Source organism: Flavobacterium ponti (assembly GCF_042652765.1).
Taxonomy (GTDB): domain Bacteria; phylum Bacteroidota; class Bacteroidia; order Flavobacteriales; family Flavobacteriaceae; genus Flavobacterium; species Flavobacterium ponti.
On sequence record NZ_JBHSGW010000028.1, the window covers coordinates 109,440 to 125,691 of the forward strand.

General features: G+C 29.7%; 13 protein-coding genes. 11 read left to right on the forward strand and 2 right to left on the reverse strand.

Features of this window, described 5'->3' with window-relative positions:
• The first annotated feature begins 1 nt into the window (after window position 1).
• From ACFO3U_RS13980 to ACFO3U_RS14005, 6 genes are all read left to right on the forward strand, one after another.
• On the forward strand, window positions 2–853 hold the full coding sequence (locus ACFO3U_RS13980; protein WP_379743796.1) for a ChaN family lipoprotein: 852 nt from the start codon (window positions 2–4) through the stop codon (window positions 851–853).
• A gap of 25 nt (window positions 854–878) precedes the next feature.
• Window positions 879–1,745 (forward strand): hypothetical protein, encoded by an 867-nt coding sequence (locus tag ACFO3U_RS13985; protein ID WP_379743799.1) that lies wholly within the window; start codon window positions 879–881, stop codon window positions 1,743–1,745.
• Between the two features lie 127 nt (window positions 1,746–1,872).
• Window positions 1,873–2,718, forward strand: coding sequence for a succinate dehydrogenase cytochrome b subunit (locus tag ACFO3U_RS13990; RefSeq protein ID WP_379743802.1), 846 nt, complete (start codon window positions 1,873–1,875; stop codon window positions 2,716–2,718).
• 16 nt (window positions 2,719–2,734) lie between these two features.
• Window positions 2,735–4,744, forward strand: coding sequence for a fumarate reductase/succinate dehydrogenase flavoprotein subunit (locus ACFO3U_RS13995; RefSeq protein ID WP_379743806.1), 2,010 nt, complete (start codon window positions 2,735–2,737; stop codon window positions 4,742–4,744).
• A 6-nt stretch (window positions 4,745–4,750) separates the two neighbouring features.
• On the forward strand, window positions 4,751–5,509 hold the full coding sequence (locus ACFO3U_RS14000) for a succinate dehydrogenase/fumarate reductase iron-sulfur subunit (protein ID WP_379743810.1): 759 nt from the start codon (window positions 4,751–4,753) through the stop codon (window positions 5,507–5,509).
• A gap of 78 nt (window positions 5,510–5,587) precedes the next feature.
• On the forward strand, window positions 5,588–6,355 hold the full coding sequence (locus ACFO3U_RS14005; RefSeq protein ID WP_379743813.1) for an amidohydrolase: 768 nt from the start codon (window positions 5,588–5,590) through the stop codon (window positions 6,353–6,355).
• Here ACFO3U_RS14005 and ACFO3U_RS14010 read toward each other — a convergent pair.
• Window positions 6,352–7,965 carry an Ig-like domain-containing domain gene (locus ACFO3U_RS14010; protein WP_379743816.1) on the reverse strand — a complete coding sequence of 538 codons (1,614 nt, stop codon included), beginning with the start codon at window positions 7,963–7,965 and terminating at the stop codon, window positions 6,352–6,354. The two genes, ACFO3U_RS14005 and ACFO3U_RS14010, sit on opposite strands and share 4 nt — an antisense overlap.
• A gap of 67 nt (window positions 7,966–8,032) precedes the next feature.
• Window positions 8,033–8,569, reverse strand: coding sequence for a ComF family protein (locus ACFO3U_RS14015; protein WP_379743819.1), 537 nt, complete (start codon window positions 8,567–8,569; stop codon window positions 8,033–8,035).
• A 213-nt stretch (window positions 8,570–8,782) separates the two neighbouring features.
• On the opposite strand from ACFO3U_RS14015, the gene ACFO3U_RS14020 reads away from it, so the two are divergent.
• From ACFO3U_RS14020 to ACFO3U_RS14040, 5 genes are all read left to right on the forward strand, one after another.
• The gene (locus ACFO3U_RS14020; protein WP_379743822.1) at window positions 8,783–10,324 is read left to right on the forward strand and encodes a glycine--tRNA ligase; all 1,542 of its coding nucleotides are present in this window, start codon (window positions 8,783–8,785) and stop codon (window positions 10,322–10,324) included.
• A 406-nt stretch (window positions 10,325–10,730) separates the two neighbouring features.
• Window positions 10,731–11,720, forward strand: coding sequence for a LytR/AlgR family response regulator transcription factor (locus ACFO3U_RS14025; protein WP_379743825.1), 990 nt, complete (start codon window positions 10,731–10,733; stop codon window positions 11,718–11,720).
• Between the two features lie 345 nt (window positions 11,721–12,065).
• Window positions 12,066–14,087 carry a sensor histidine kinase gene (locus ACFO3U_RS14030; protein ID WP_379743828.1) on the forward strand — a complete coding sequence of 674 codons (2,022 nt, stop codon included), beginning with the start codon at window positions 12,066–12,068 and terminating at the stop codon, window positions 14,085–14,087.
• Between the two features lie 2 nt (window positions 14,088–14,089).
• Window positions 14,090–14,752 carry a response regulator gene (locus ACFO3U_RS14035; protein ID WP_379743831.1) on the forward strand — a complete coding sequence of 221 codons (663 nt, stop codon included), beginning with the start codon at window positions 14,090–14,092 and terminating at the stop codon, window positions 14,750–14,752.
• Window positions 14,753–15,037: 285 nt separating this feature from the next.
• Window positions 15,038–16,252: hypothetical protein (locus ACFO3U_RS14040; protein WP_379743834.1), on the forward strand; the 1,215-nt coding region annotated here is incomplete at its 3' end.

Genomic DNA, 16,252 nt, shown 5'->3' on the forward strand with positions numbered 1-16,252 from the left:
TATGAAAAAATTAATAGTACTACTTATTGCATTTGTTTCTTCCTTTGGAGTCGCTCAAGACAAAAAATCGTATCAATTGTTTGATAAAAATGGTAAAAAAACAACTTATAAAAAGTTGGTTGCTTCTTCTTTAAATAGTGATGTTGTTTTATTTGGAGAATACCACAATAATTCAGTTGTGCATTGGTTGCAATTAGAATTGACAAAAGATTTAGCCGAAAAAACCGATTTAGTTTTAGGTGCTGAAATGTTGGAAGCCGATAATCAAATCCAATTAAATCAATATTTAAAAGGAGAAATAAATCAAAAGGCATTAGACACATTAGCCAGATTATGGAACAATTATAAAACGGACTATAAACCTTTAGTTGATCTTGCCAAAGAAAAAAAGTTTGATTTTATCGCAACAAATATTCCAAGACGATATGCAAGTATGGTTTTTAGAAAAGATTTGGTGGCTTTAGATTCGCTCTCAACTGAAGAAAAGTCTTGGATTGCTCCATTACCCATTGAATTCGATGTCAATTTACCGGGTTATCAAGCCATGATGGGAATGCAAGGTGGTCATGCTGGTGATAAAATGCCAAAAGCACAAGCCATTAAAGATGCAACTATGGCTTATTTCATTCATAAAAATTTAAAAGAAAGCAGCGTTTTTGTGCACTATAATGGTACTTACCACTCTGATAATTTTGAAGGAATTAATTGGTATTTGAAGAAATACAATCCTAAAGTAAAAATAGTTACTATTGCAACTATTGAACAAAGAGACATTACAAAATTAGAAAAAGAACATTACAATAAAGCAGACTTTATTCTCGTTATAGATGAAGATGTAACAAAAACGTATTAAAATCGTCTTATATTAAATTGGTATGATGAGAGCAAAATTTTTATTTTTCGGTTTAATAATTGCTTTGAGTTTCTTCTCATGCCAAAAAGACGATGTTACATCTGAACCTAATTTAATCATTAAATTTAAATTTGATCCCAATCAAGTTCGATTGAATAATTTAGGACAACCATCAACAATTCCTTCTGGGAATGCAGCTCAAACTCCAAATTTTAATTCTATTTCTGCTCATTATTTTGAATTAGCACCAAATGCTTACACACAATTAGGGCAAGGAACAGTTTTGTATCACGCTCCAGAAACTATGGCTGGTGGAGACAATGCAATTGATTTTGATCAGTCAAAAATTGTAGCTGAAGATGAAGTCTTTTTATCTATTCCTTTAAGTCAAGTAACACAAGGAAGTTATGAATGGGTTAGAGTGTCACTTTCGTACCAAAACTTTGATGTTTCCATTAGAAATGCAGGAAATGATTACACTGGAACTTTTGCAAGCTTCGTAGGGTTTAATACTTACTTATCAACTCACAATATTGGAAACAACTCATTTCCCGTAAATGGAAATCGTGCACAAGGTTATTGGGCTTTTGCATTAAATGATTTTCCTTTTGCAACTTCTGGTCAAGCACCTGCTGGTTCAACAACAGTTCCAAATCCATTAGCAACGACTTCTCCAATTCCAGCAGGTTCTTGTGTGGTGACTGGAAAATTTCCTAATAATTTAGTTATTAATGGTAGTGAAACGAAAGATGTTGTAGTAACACTTTCATTATCAATCAATAACAGTATTGAATGGACTGAAGTAAACGCTGACGGAAAATATGAACCTTCAGCCGGAGAAAATATTGTGGATATGGGTTTAAGAGGACTCATTCCTTCATTTTCGAAATAATTTATTAAACGTTAGTTAAACTCATTTTAAATTGATTATAAATTAGCTCGAAAAGGTTGTAGTTAATTTATTTTAGCCTTATTTTTGTTTGATTTTTTAATATTATACTATACAATCAAATAAAATTATGGCAAAATCTGCACTTTTAAAGTCATCTATCGCAAAAAAATACTGGATGGCTCTTACGGGTTTATTTTTATGCTTGTTTTTGGCAGGTCACTTAGCAGGAAATTTACAATTATTAGTTCCTGATAATGCATCAGCGTTTAATCAATACGCTTTGTTTATGACTACAAATCCAGCAGTTAAAGTATTATCTTACCTAACTTACATTTCAATTATATTCCATGCTGTTGATGGAATAATGTTGGCAATTCAAAACAAAAAAGCAAGACCAATTGCTTATGCTAAAAACGATCCTTCTGCTAATAGTAGTTTTGCTTCAAGAAACATGGCAGTTTTAGGGACAGTTATTTTAGTTTTTATTGTAACGCACATGATTACTTTTTGGGCAAAAATGCATTTTGATAAAAATATGCCATTGCAAACTTTATCAGTTACAGATGAAGCTTCTGGAATGAAACAAGATTTTTATATCACCTCTAGTTCTGGTCAAGATAAATTTTTACCAGTAAATCAAGTAGATGGTGAAAACATGGTTATTGAAGGAAATAAGTTTTTTATCACTAAGCCAATTAAAGTTGAATTTGCTCAAGGATACAAAGATTTGTATAAAATTACTTTAGATTTTTTTAGAGATGCAAAATATGGATTAGTGTATACATTACTTTATGTTTTAGCCATGCTGGCTTTAGGTTTTCACTTATGGCATGGTTTTGCAAGTGCATTTCAATCTTTAGGATTAAATAATCCAAAATTTAATGCAGGAATAAAATTCTTTGGAAGAGCATTCTCGGTACTTGTACCTTTATTATTTGCTATTATTCCTTTATACATTCACTTTACTAAATAATCAACATCACTATATTATGAAGTTAGATTCTAAAATACCACAAGGTCCTTTATCAGACAAATGGACCAATTACAAAGACCATTTAAAATTAGTTGCTCCAAATAATAGACCGAAAATTGATATTATTGTTGTTGGAACTGGTTTAGCAGGAGCTTCGGCAGCTGCTTCTCTTGGAGAAATGGGTTATAACGTAAAAGCTTTCTGCTTTCAAGATTCACCAAGAAGAGCTCACTCAATTGCAGCTCAAGGAGGAATTAATGCAGCTAAAAATTATCAAAATGATGGTGATAGTATTTACCGTTTATTTTATGATACTATAAAAGGAGGTGATTATCGTGCTCGTGAAGCAAATGTACATCGTTTAGCTGAAGTTTCAGGAAATATTATTGACCAATGTGTAGCTCAAGGCGTTCCTTTTGCTAGAGAATATGGTGGAATGTTAGATAACCGTTCATTTGGTGGTGTACAAGTACAACGTACATTTTATGCAGCTGGACAAACAGGACAACAATTATTATTAGGAGCTTATTCAGCTTTATCAAGACAAATTGGTTTAGGACGTGTAAAAATGTTTAACCGTCACGAAATGCTTGATTTAGTTAAAATAGATGGAAAAGCAAGAGGAATTATCGCTCGTAACTTAGTAACAGGTGAATTAGAAAGACATTCTGCTCATGCTGTTGTTATTGCTTCTGGTGGTTATGGAAATGTTTATTTCTTATCAACTAATGCAATGGGAAGTAACGTTACAGCTTCATGGAAAATACACAAACAAGGTGCTGCTTTTTCAAATCCTTGTTATGTTCAAATTCACCCAACTTGTATTCCAGTTCATGGAACAAATCAATCTAAATTAACGTTAATGTCTGAATCATTACGTAATTCTGGTCGTATTTGGGTTCCTAAAAGGAAAGAAGATGCTGAAGCCATTCGTGCAGGAAAATTAAAACCAACACAAATCGCTGAAGAAGATAGAGATTATTACTTAGAGAGAAGATATCCTGCTTTTGGAAACTTAGTACCTCGTGATGTGGCTTCAAGAGCAGCAAAAGAACGTTGCGATGAAGGGTTTGGAATTGAGGCTAATGACACCAACGAAGGAGTTTATTTAGACTTTTCTTCAGAAGTTAAGAGTAAAGGAAAAGAAGTAGCTTATGCACATGGAAATCATAACCCTTCTGAAGAAGAAATTATCAAATTAGGAAAACAATGGATTGAAGAGAAATATGGTAATTTATTCGAAATGTATGAAAAAATTACAGACGAAAACCCATATGAAACTCCAATGAAAATTTATCCAGCAGTTCACTATACTATGGGTGGAGTTTGGGTTGACTATAATTTACAATCTACAATTCCTGGGTGTTTCGTAGCTGGTGAAGCAAACTTCTCAGACCACGGAGCAAATAGGTTAGGAGCTTCTGCTTTAATGCAAGGTTTAGCGGATGGATATTTCGTATTACCATATACAGTTTCAAATTATTTAGCAGACGAAATTAGAACTGGAAAAATCGCTACTGATTCACCTGAATTCGAACAAGCAGAAAACAACGTTAAAGAAACAATCAACAAATTCTTAAACAACAACGGAAGTAAATCTGTGGATCATTTCCATAAGCGTTTAGGTCATGTAATGTGGAATAAAGTTGGAATGGCTCGTAACGAAAAAGGACTAAAAGAAGCAATTGAAGAAATTGGTCAAATCCGTGATGAATTTTATAAAGATGTTTATGTTCCAGGAAGTGCAGACGAATTAAATCCTGAATTAGAAAAAGCATTAAGAGTAGCTGATTTCTTAGAATTAGGTCAATTAATGGCAATGGATGCTTTACAAAGAAAAGAATCTTGTGGAGGTCACTTTAGAGATGAATATCAAGATGCTGAAGGTGAAACACTTCGTGACGATGAAAACTTCTCTTTTGTAAGTGCTTGGGAATACAAAGGTCAAGATACAACGCAAGCTGTACTTCACAAGGAAGAATTAAAATATGAATTCATTAAAATTGCAGCTAGAAACTATAAATAAAATACTATGAGTGCAGCTAAAAATATAAATATAACCTTAAAAATTTGGCGTCAAAAAAATGCTAGTTCTAAAGGTAACATCGAAACATACAAATTAGATAATGTTTCAACAGCTAGTTCGTTTTTGGAAATGTTAGACCAATTAAATGAACAATTAGTAAACGAAAGAAAAGAACCTGTAGCATTCGATCACGATTGTCGTGAAGGAATTTGTGGAATGTGTTCACTTTACATTAATGGTAGAGCTCACGGACCAGAAACAGGAACAACTACTTGTCAGTTACACATGAGAAAGTTCAACGATGGTGATACAATTTACATTGAACCATTTAGAAGTAAAGCTTTTCCAGTAATTAAAGATTTAGTAGTTGATAGAGAAGCTTTTGATAGAATTCAACAAGCTGGTGGATTCGTTTCAGTAAACACTTCAGGAAATACTATTGATGCTAATTCAATTCCAGTTCCTAAGGATGATGCTGACAAAGCGTTTGAAGCAGCTGCATGTATTGGATGTGGTGCTTGTGTAGCAAGTTGTAAAAACGGTTCAGCTATGTTGTTTGTTGGAGCAAAAGTTTCTCAATATGCTTTATTACCTCAAGGTAAAGTGGAAGCAACACAACGAGTTCAAAACATGGTTCGTCAAATGGATGAAGAAGGTTTTGGAAACTGTACAAACACTGGAGCATGTGAAATTGAATGTCCAAAAGGAATTTCATTAGAAAACATTGCTCGTATGAACAGAGAATATTTAAAATCTAGTTTCTAAAAGTTAGATTTTATTAAATATAAAAACGCATTCGTTATTGGATGCGTTTTTTTGTATTTTTAAATCAAATTATCAAAAATGAAAATCGCTTTATTCCAAACCAGTTTAGCATGGGAAAATCCGCAATCAAATCGAACATTCATAAAAGAATATTTTATGAGTGAGGAGGAATCGTTTGATTTATTTGTACTTCCAGAAATGTTTTCATCAGGTTTTACTATGCATCCAGAAAATGTAGCTGAAACTATGAGTGGAGAAACTGTTTCTTGGATGAAAGCATTAGCTCTAAAAAAAGATTGCGCTGTTTGTGGTAGTTTGGTTATTTCAGAGAACAATAGCTTTTACAATCGCTTTATATTTGTTCATCCTGATGGAAAAATTGATTTTTATAACAAACGACATTTGTTTTCTTTAGTAGGTGAAGAAAAGGTTTATACCAAAGGAACTTCAAAAATAATAATCGATTATAAAGGTTGGAAAATTTGCCCTCAAATTTGCTATGATTTACGTTTTCCAGCTTTTGTTAGAAATCATGAAGAATATGATTTACTGATTTATGTTGCCAATTGGCCAAAAGTTAGAACTCATGCATGGAATTCACTTTTAAAAGCTAGAGCTATTGAGAATTTATGCTACGTTGCTGGTGTAAATAGAATCGGTTTTGATGATAATAACCATCAATACGAAGGAAGTTCTCAAATAATTGATGAATTGGGAAATATTATTTTAAATGCAGAAGACAATTTAGGTGTTTTCATCATGGAGTTAGATAAAAATAAAATGTTAGAAACCAGAAAAAAACTAAATTTTTTAAATGATAAAGATGATTTTGAAATAATAAACTAATATTTCAAATCAAATTCTTGTTCCACATCCCAATTGGCTCTTACATCAATTTCTTTTGGAAAGTAAATAATTTCTTCAGCTTGTTTTTTTTCTAAAAAATTTCCTGTGTCCCATTCACCATTTCCGTTATCATCATAAATAACTCTAATAGTATATAATAACGGGTCAACCAAGTCAAAATTTAGTACAGTCTCTTTTTCTGAAGTTTGAGAAGCTAATACTTTACCTTTATTATTCAATAACTCAACAATTATTGGGAAACGGTTTACATTCTTTAAATTCACTCTTAAATTTCCGTAATCAGCATAAGTTTTCGTTCCAAATTTCTGAGTTATGGTATCATTTGTTTCTCCATAAAAATCAGTTATTGCACCAGGTAAAAGTTCTAAAATGTACTTTTCATCTTCTTCTTTTTTGAAATTAAAGACAAGTTCCTGCTCAAATTCTATGTATTCAGTCGTAAAATCAAGAGCAATTGAATCTTTATTTATTAATTTCATTTTAGAATTATCAAAGCTTGATAAAGGAGTTGTTGATTTTAAAACCAAATTATCTACAAAACGTAATGCTCCTGTTTGCTTTGTTGTTATAGACAATGTATCAGTCTCTTTTAGTTCCTTGTATTTTGAAACAAATGATTTTGAATAGCCTTCATTTTCAACAAAAAACTGAATGGAATCTGACTCTATTTTTGGAACAAATAATTGAACAGAATCTTTTCCAACTGTTGGGAATTTGGTTACTTTAACATCAATATCTTGTGAACCTGTTTTTGCTGTTACTTTTAAGTTTTTTGTATTTCCACTATAAGCCATAAAATACTTATTGGTAGTTTGCTGAATAGGTTTTTCAGCTTTAAATACTGGTTTTTCAGCAAATAATTCTAATTGATAAGCTATTTCTGAAGGAGTTTTAATGGGTTCTTTTAAAAATCCTATTTTGTCAGTTTTAGGGTCATATTTGTTATTGCCGTTTTTATCTTTCATAGCAACAATGTAATATTCTCCTTCTTTCAAATTTTCTAAGGCAAATACTTTTAAACTGTCTAAAGTATTCGTAACATATAAAGGAGTTTCTTTATAAACAGTTGAATCTTTAAACGTTTGTGCATCATATAACATTACTGAAACAAAATTATCAGGCTTTTGATTGTAAGCATCTTTAATTTTTCCAACAACTGTTAATGAATCTATATAGGAACCTGTTGAAAACACATATTTGAATTGAGAATAAGGATTTCCTTCATTATTATCCGTTATACTTTGACCAAAATTGAAACTATAAGTAGTATTTTCTTGTAAAGTATCTTGAATTTTAATAGAAATGAATTTACTAGCACTTCCTTGCGGAACAATAATAGGTGCCGTTTTCATTGGTGGAGAAATAATCAATTGTTTGCTTATGTCTTTCACCTTAATTAATTCATCAAAAACAATTTTAATCTCTTTTCCTGTAAAATTAGTTTTATAATTTTCGGGTGAACTTCCAATTATTTTAGGTGCTATAGTATCTTTTAAACCTCCAGAAATTGTACCTCTTTTAGCACAACCTGAAATGGTTACTAATAAACTTAAAATCACAAAAAGAATTATAAAATATATTTTTCGCATAACTACATAAAATTCAAACACAAAATAACAACTATATTTAAAGCTAACATACTTTTTTCACTATTTTTTATGATTGTGTGTAAGCAATTGATAGCAAACTTATTTTCGAGTTTGGAATTTCTAAGAGTGTCTTTGCGCAAGCTTCAATTGTTGCTCCACTTGTAATTACATCGTCAACCAATAGGTAATGTTTGCCTTCATGATGGTCTTTGTATCTAATTTCAAAGTCATTGGACTTCATTTCAGCTCTTTTTTCTTTTGATTTTTTTGTTTGTGTTTTGGAGTGTTTAATTCTAAATAGAACTTCATTATCAACAGGAATTTGTAATTCTTTGGACAAAGCTTCACAAAATGTTGTTACTTGATTATAACCTCTTTCTTGTAGTCTTTTTTTATGAATAGGTGTTGGAATAATGAAATCAATTTTAGCTAACTTTCCGGATTCTTTTAACTCATTACCATATAATGTTCCTAAAATGGTTCCAATTTCTTGTTGTTTTCTATATTTTAAATTGTGAATTAATTCTTGAGCCATTCCTTTAGAATGAAAATATACCATTGCAGCTGTAAATTCCACATCAAGCAAACCATAAAATTTTGACATGATTTCATTGTTTTCTATCTTATGATGATAGGTTAAAGGCAGGTTGTGTCTGCATTTTACACAAATAGTATCTTCATTGTTCAATAACAACGAATTACACCCATTGCATAGTTTTGGAAAAAATAAATTTACTAAAGATTTGAGCATGCTAAAAATTTAAATTAAAGATAAAAAATCTTATTTATTATTCTATATAATTTTTACTTTTGCATCATGGCAAAACAAGAAGATTTATTTAAGAACGTAGTTTCGCATGCAAAAGAGTACGGATATATTTTTCCGTCGAGCGAAATTTATGATGGTTTGAGTGCAGTTTATGACTATGCTCAAAATGGGGTTGAATTAAAAAAGAATATTAGAGAATATTGGTGGAAAGCCATGGTGCAAATGCATGAAAATATTGTAGGTATTGATGCTGCAATTTTTATGCATCCAACAACATGGAAAGCATCTGGTCACGTTGATGCGTTTTCGGATCCATTAATTGATAACAAAGACTCTAAAAAAAGATATCGTGCTGATGTTTTGATTGAAGATTATGCTGAAAAAATCAACATCAAAGCTCAAAAAGAAATTGAAAAAGCAAAGGCTCGTTTTGGAGATGCTTTTAACGAAGAAGAATTTGTTACTGCAAACGAACGTGTTAAAGGTTATTTAGAACAAAAAAATACGATTTTACAACGATTAGCAAGATCTCTTGAAAATGATAACTTAGCTGATGTTAAAGCTTTGATTGAAGAATTAGGAATTGCTTGTCCAGATTCTGGTTCAAAAAATTGGACAGAAGTTCGTCAGTTTAATTTAATGTTTGCCACTAAGATTGGAGCTTCTGCTGATACTGCAATGGATTTATATCTACGTCCAGAAACAGCTCAAGGTATATTTGTAAATTTCTTAAATGTGCAAAAAACAGGTCGAATGAAAATTCCTTTTGGAATTGCACAAACAGGTAAAGCTTTTAGAAATGAAATTGTTGCAAGACAATTTATTTTTAGAATGCGTGAATTTGAACAAATGGAAATGCAATTTTTTGTAAAACCAGGAGAAGAAATGCAATATTATGACTATTGGAAAGAAACACGTTTAAAATGGCATTTATCATTAGGTTTAGGAAAAGAAAATTACCGTTTTCATGATCATGAAAAATTAGCTCATTATGCAAATGCTGCAGCTGATATCGAGTTTAATTTTCCATTTGGATTCAAAGAACTAGAAGGAATTCACTCAAGAACTGATTTTGATTTGAAAGCTCATGAAGAACATTCAGGTAAAAAACTACAGTTTTTTGATAACGACACCAATTCTAGCTATGTACCTTATGTAGTTGAAACTTCTGTTGGTTTAGATAGAATGTTTTTAGCTGTTTTCTCAAAAGCTTTACAAGAAGAAACTTTGGAAGACGGTTCAACTAGAACTGTTTTACGTTTGCCTTCAGTTTTAGCTCCAACTAAAGCAGCTGTTCTACCTTTAGTAAAGAAAGATGGTTTGCCTGAAATTGCTAAAGAAATTATCGAAGATTTAAAATGGGATTTCAATGTAGCTTATGATGAAAAGGATGCTGTTGGTAGACGTTATCGTCGTCAAGATGCACTTGGTACTCCATTTTGTATTACAGTTGATCATCAAACCATAGAAGATAAAACCGTAACGATTCGTCATAGAGATACCATGAAACAAGAACGAGTTACTATTTCTGATTTAAGAAAAATTATTTCAGATGAGGTTTCAATGCGAAATTGGTTAATGAAAATGTAACTATTGGGTAACAATATATTTTGTAAGACTCGCTATTTTGCGAGTCTTTTTTTTAGTTATTAACATTAAGGTTTTTCTAGTCTATACAAAAGATTAATTTTTGTTTTCAATACGCTTGCTTTAGAATAGAAGCACTTTTAACTTTAAACGAATGTTAAGCGTCAAAAAAATGAGTTTTATATTTAAAAATAGATAAAATTAAAATGTATTTCAACCTATTTTAAATGTAAATTAACAGGTTTTCAACACAAACAGTTACTTGTTAACATTTTTTTGTTTGAAAAAACAAATTACGGTTTTCCCTTTTTTTGAGCAAAATAAACTTTCTTTGTTAAACGTAAAACCCCAATTTTACCCTTCAAACTACTGATTCTAAATAATCATTAAGGTTATTAGATTTCAAAATATGACGTATAAATATATTATAATTGACGGTAACAGTCAAAGTAGCATGAGTTTGCAAACTCATGTTTCTACTTTGGGTGACTTTTATTTCTCTGGTTATGTAAATAATGCAGCTCAAGGATTGAATCTTATTTTAGAAGAAAGTCCAGATGTAGTTTTTTTAGGAACAAACCTAACTGATTCGAATACTGAGAGTAATTTTACTTTAGTAAACGAATTGTATAAATATATGGTTGTCTTGCCTAAAATAATTATTATTTCTAATACAAAAGAAGTTGCTTATGAAGCAATGAAATATGATGTATATGATTTTCTGCTAAAACCCTTTCAAAGAATTGATATCATAAAGACTTTGTTAAAATTTAAAAAGGAAAAAAGTTTCTCTTCTTTATTAAATCAAGTAAATTTTTCTCAAGCTGAAAATAGTCAACCTTTTCTAAACAATACAAAGATATCAAACTCTATTCCGCTTGTGGAAGAAAAAAAACACAACTTTATCGAAAATGGTATTGAAAATGAAGTTACAAAAGTTGATTTTCAATTTGATACACAAGAGATAAAAAATGAATTAATAGATATTGTTAAACAAAGTTTAGATTCAAAACCGATTTTAGTGCAACCTGAACAAATTATCGAACAAAAAAACAACATTCTTTGCGTAAAGTCATATGGTGATTATAGGTTTATTGAATTTGATGACATAGTTTATTTAAAAGCAGACAATAATTCAACAGATGTAATGTTAAGTTCTGGAGACAGTATAACAGCTTTTAAAACATTAAAATATTTTGAGAGTTCGTTGCCTAATGATTTTGTTAGGATTCACAACAGTCATATTATAAATATTAAATATGTTTCTAGAATCCATTTAGGAAATTCTGACTGTTATTTGAATAAAGGAAAGATAAAACTTCCTTTTTCTAAATCATATAAAGACAATATTAATACTATTATTGAATTATACGCATCTAATGATGCAAAAGAAGATTAGATAATTCAATATTACAATTCAAAACATGTATTTAACTCATGTTTGTAGTAATATTACAAACAAGAGTTAAATATAAGTGTCTATATTTAAAATCTTATCTATTTTTGCTTTGTTCCTAAAAGAAAAACAAATCTAAAACCTTTTTTTATTTAGAGAGCTACGTTCTTACCGATTAATTTTTATTAATATTTATATATGTCTTTAAAAAGGTTACTTGAAATTTTCAAGTAACCTTTTTAATTTTTTAAGAGTTTAATTTACACTTATACGAGATAAAATTAACCTTATGTAGATACTATTCACAACTTTATATATATTAGCAAAAAATCTTATTACCCTAAAAAAGTGAAAAAACAAATCTTCTGGCTTCTTGTATCAATAGCATTGCATTTTGTTTCTTGTGAAAAACCTAACGATATAAACAAGCAATCAGCTTTGATAGATAGTATTGTTTATTATAATCAGGAAATAAGAACATCTAATTATCCAGATTCAGTCAAAAAAATATTAAATGATAAAGTTTTAAGACTCAATGGCTTCAATAAAAATGATTCAATAAGAATAAAAAATAATGATACAATTGCTTATAATTATTATAAATTAGATTTCTTTAATGAATATAAAGATGTTGCAAAACGAAATTTAATTGAGTCTATAAAGACGAAAGATACTTCAAGAATAATAAAAAGCACTATAAATTATGGGCACTATTTTTTAAGAAATAACATTAAAGATAGTGCATATTTTTATTTTGATAAAGCTCAACAACTTTATGTTCTTAACAATCAAATATTTGAATCAAATGATTTGTCAGTTCAAAAAGCTTCAATACAGTATTATAATGGAGATTATTTAGGTAGTGAAACAACTATTTTAAAATCACTATCCTTTCTAAAGAAAAAAAATGATGTAATTAAATTGAATGTTGCTTATTCCATAGTTGGTTTATGTAAAATAGAATTAAAAGATTTTGATGAAGCAATTTATTATTTAAAATTAGCACTTGAATTAGCAAATAATATTGATGATGATGACATATCCATAAGTATTGCATTAAATAATCTAGGTTTAGTGTATTTTAAAAAAGAGGATTATTCTAAAGCTATAGAGTATTATGCTAAAGCTATTAAAATAAAAGATTTCAAAAAAAATAATTTTCAAATTTATACCTATGCAAAGCAAAATCTTATACTTTCAAGATTTTATAATGGAGGACAAAATAACGTTGAAGAAGAGTTTAATGAAATTATTGAAAATTATAATGAATTAAATCTTTCATTGGCATTACCTAAAATTCAATTATCTGAATATTTTTTTAGACAAAACCAATTAAAAAAATCTCAAGAAAGTGCACTTGAAGCATATAATATTTCAGTCAATAAAAATGCATTTAGAGATAAGTTGATATCATTGAAACAATTAACAAATGTTTTTCCTGAGAAAGCGAAGTACTATTCCAATGAATATATAAAGCTTTCGGATAGTATTGCTGCTGTTGATAAAAAAATTCAAAATACGTTTGCTCGAATTGAGTATAGAGTAGATGAATTAAACAATGAAAATGAAGTGTTAGCCCAACAAAACAAACAAATCATTTATTATGCTCTCATAGGTATATTATTGTTTACGCTTGGATTTGTATATTTTTGGCAAAAACAAAAGCAGAAACAATTGCTTTTTGAAAATAACCAACAAAAAAGCAATGAACAAATATACCAGTTGATGCTTGACCAACAAGTAAAGTATGAGGAAGGCAGAACCATTGAAAAACAAAGAATAGCCAAAGAACTTCATGATGGTGTGATGAATAAATTAGCAGCCATCAGGTTCAATTTGTATGCCTTAAAAAGAGATAGAACAGATAAAACTATCGTGAACTGTTTAACATACGTTGATGAAATACAAACCGTAGAAAAAGAAATACGAACCCTTTCACACGATTTATCCAAAGAAGTTTTTGAAAAAAGTAATAATTTTGAAGCCATAATTCAAGCCATTTATTGGAATAATGACGAGGATACGACCAAAATTTCGTATCATTTTGACCCCAAAATAAAATGGGAAACCTTCTCAGCTGAAGCTAAACTAAATTGCTATAGAATCATCCAAGAAAGTATTATCAATTGTCTCAAATATGCTCAAGCCAAAAATTGTAGTGTCAGTTTAACGCTTGAGGATACTGTTTTAGTAATTAAAATTTCAGATGATGGAATAGGTTTAGATACCCAAAAAGTAAAAAGTGGCATAGGACTAAAAAACATTAAAGAACGAGCGACATTTTTGAAAGGGAAATTTAAAATATTTTCTACAACCAATCAAGGAACTACTCTTTTCATCAACATTCCTATAAACAAAATAACCGTTTAATTATGCTAAAAAATATTTTAATCATAGACGATCATCTTACAATGATTGAAGGCTACAGAAGTATATTGTCCTTCAACCCTCATGGTTATATTTTTAATATCCAAACTGCAAATTCTTGTCAAGAAGCCTATGAAGTATTACATTTTCCAGTAAATGCTAATAAGTTTGATGCCGTGGTTATAGATTTGACAATACCTGCTAGTCAAACATTGAATTTAGTGTCTGGAGGTGATTTAATTCCACTAGTGAGAACAACAAATTTAGCAGCCAAAACTATAGTTATTACTTCACACGCTGAGCATTTTTTATTGTATCAATTGTATGTCAACCAGAATCCTGATGCTATTTTAATCAAAAGTGATATTACTTCTAACGAATTAAACGAAGCTTTTAAAACAGTTTTCGAAGGCAAGAAGTATTACAGTTTAACCATGTTAGAAGCTCAAAAACGATTGACCGATAGTAATTTTTTCTTGGATGAAATTGATATTCAAATAATTACGTTACTTGCTGATGGTGTAAAAAACAAGAGCTTGGTGGACTATTTACCGTTAACCATAAGTGCAATAGATAAACGAAAAGTAAAAATCAAAAGTTTTTTCAATATAGAAAAAGGAAATGACGAAGATATCATCAGAGAAGCCAAAGTTCAAAAATTTATATAAGTTAAAGTTTTAATCTATAAAACATTCTTTCATTTTTTCTATATAAATTTTCTCATCTTTCAACCTCATTATTACTCCAAAACTAGAATTTTATAGTTTTTCTGTAAAATCCATCAAAAAAAGCTCAAATACAATTTGATTTTTACAGTTTTTCTGTATTTTTATTTAAATTTTGTATGATAAGTTTACAATATCAAAAAATGATTTTTGATATAATTTATTAGTTGTAGGCAACATTTTAAAAAAATTGCCTAAAAATAAATATTTACTAATAACGTTTAGCTTATGAGAAAAAAACAAAATTTTAAAATTTTATTATTCCTTCTTTTGGGTATAATTATTGTTTCTTGTCAGTATGAAGATGACAAAACACAAGAAAATCAAGCACATGACCATGTTCATGCAAAAGTTACTGAAATGAAATACAATGACTTATTCAAAACAAACAATTTTAACAAAGCCGTAAAAAAAATACCAAAATATAAAGTAAGAAAAACAGATGCTTTTGGTAGAAGTGTTATGGAAGATACATATGGATTTACAATTTATGATGCTCCAGTTAAAGTTACAGAAACGGTTGATAAAATTGCTTATAGTATATTAATTAAAAGTGATACAATTGTTGATGGTGTCTATTTTGAAAATCTAGTTATTAATATAGATAAAGAAACATTTTTAACTGATATTGCAAAAATTAAATATAATCTAACTTCTGATATTATACCAACAAGTGATGATTCTTTTTCATTTTCATCTGATAATGAAATAAAATATTTAGTCGATGACAATATAGATGTTTCAAACAAGGAAGCATTAAACGGAGGACCTTGCCCTCCTGTTTCTTTTCTATTTTGTAATTGGAATTATAATAATGGAACTCCTATTCATTCAGCGGGTCCAAATTGTCACAATACTTTTGTTGTCACAATAAACCCTTGTACTGGGGTAGTTACTACAAGTGGTGGTACAAACACAACAGCGGGTAATAATACAGGAACTACAAGTAATACAAACACAAATAACACTTCTACGAGTGGAGATAGTGGTTCTGGAACTGGTACTGGGTTTACTTATGGATATGATTATACAACAAGTAATACTAACAATAATACTTATACAGGTGTTGGACAAACTTATGGAACTGGTGGCTCTACTACAAGTAGTACTGATTTAGGCAATCCTATAATTATTAACGTTGTACCTCCTTGTCCAACTTGCCCAGAGTTGGAAGAAGAATTAATTCAAGAAACTCCTTGCGAAGAGTTAAATGATTTAAAAAACAAACCTAATATTCAAAGTGCTTTGTATGAATTAGAAGATGAAATAGCAAATACTGCTATGGGTAATGTTTCTGATGAAGCTTCTTTTGTGCTAGACATAGCGCCTAATGACAGTGTAGTACTTAGAAAAGCTTATGGTTCTCAAGGAATGGTTAAAGTTAAAGTTAGACCAAAAAGTTTTGGAGCACTCCATGTTCACAATTTAGGTATTGATCCAATG

Excerpts from the sequence above, each read along its gene's own strand:
- ACFO3U_RS13980 (WP_379743796.1), top strand. The coding sequence starts at position 2 with ATGAAAAAATTAATAGTACTACTTATTGCATTTGTTTCTTCCTTTGGA.
- ACFO3U_RS13985 (WP_379743799.1), top strand. The coding sequence starts at position 879 with ATGAGAGCAAAATTTTTATTTTTCGGTTTAATAATTGCTTTGAGTTTC.
- ACFO3U_RS13990 (WP_379743802.1), top strand. The coding sequence starts at position 1,873 with ATGGCAAAATCTGCACTTTTAAAGTCATCTATCGCAAAAAAATACTGG.
- ACFO3U_RS13995 (WP_379743806.1), top strand. The coding sequence starts at position 2,735 with ATGAAGTTAGATTCTAAAATACCACAAGGTCCTTTATCAGACAAATGG.
- ACFO3U_RS14000 (WP_379743810.1), top strand. The coding sequence starts at position 4,751 with ATGAGTGCAGCTAAAAATATAAATATAACCTTAAAAATTTGGCGTCAA.
- ACFO3U_RS14005 (WP_379743813.1), top strand. The coding sequence starts at position 5,588 with ATGAAAATCGCTTTATTCCAAACCAGTTTAGCATGGGAAAATCCGCAA.
- ACFO3U_RS14010 (WP_379743816.1), bottom strand. The coding sequence starts at position 7,965 with ATGCGAAAAATATATTTTATAATTCTTTTTGTGATTTTAAGTTTATTA.
- ACFO3U_RS14015 (WP_379743819.1), bottom strand. The coding sequence starts at position 8,569 with ATGTCAAAATTTTATGGTTTGCTTGATGTGGAATTTACAGCTGCAATG.
- ACFO3U_RS14020 (WP_379743822.1), top strand. The coding sequence starts at position 8,783 with ATGGCAAAACAAGAAGATTTATTTAAGAACGTAGTTTCGCATGCAAAA.
- ACFO3U_RS14025 (WP_379743825.1), top strand. The coding sequence starts at position 10,731 with ATGACGTATAAATATATTATAATTGACGGTAACAGTCAAAGTAGCATG.
- ACFO3U_RS14035 (WP_379743831.1), top strand. The coding sequence starts at position 14,090 with ATGCTAAAAAATATTTTAATCATAGACGATCATCTTACAATGATTGAA.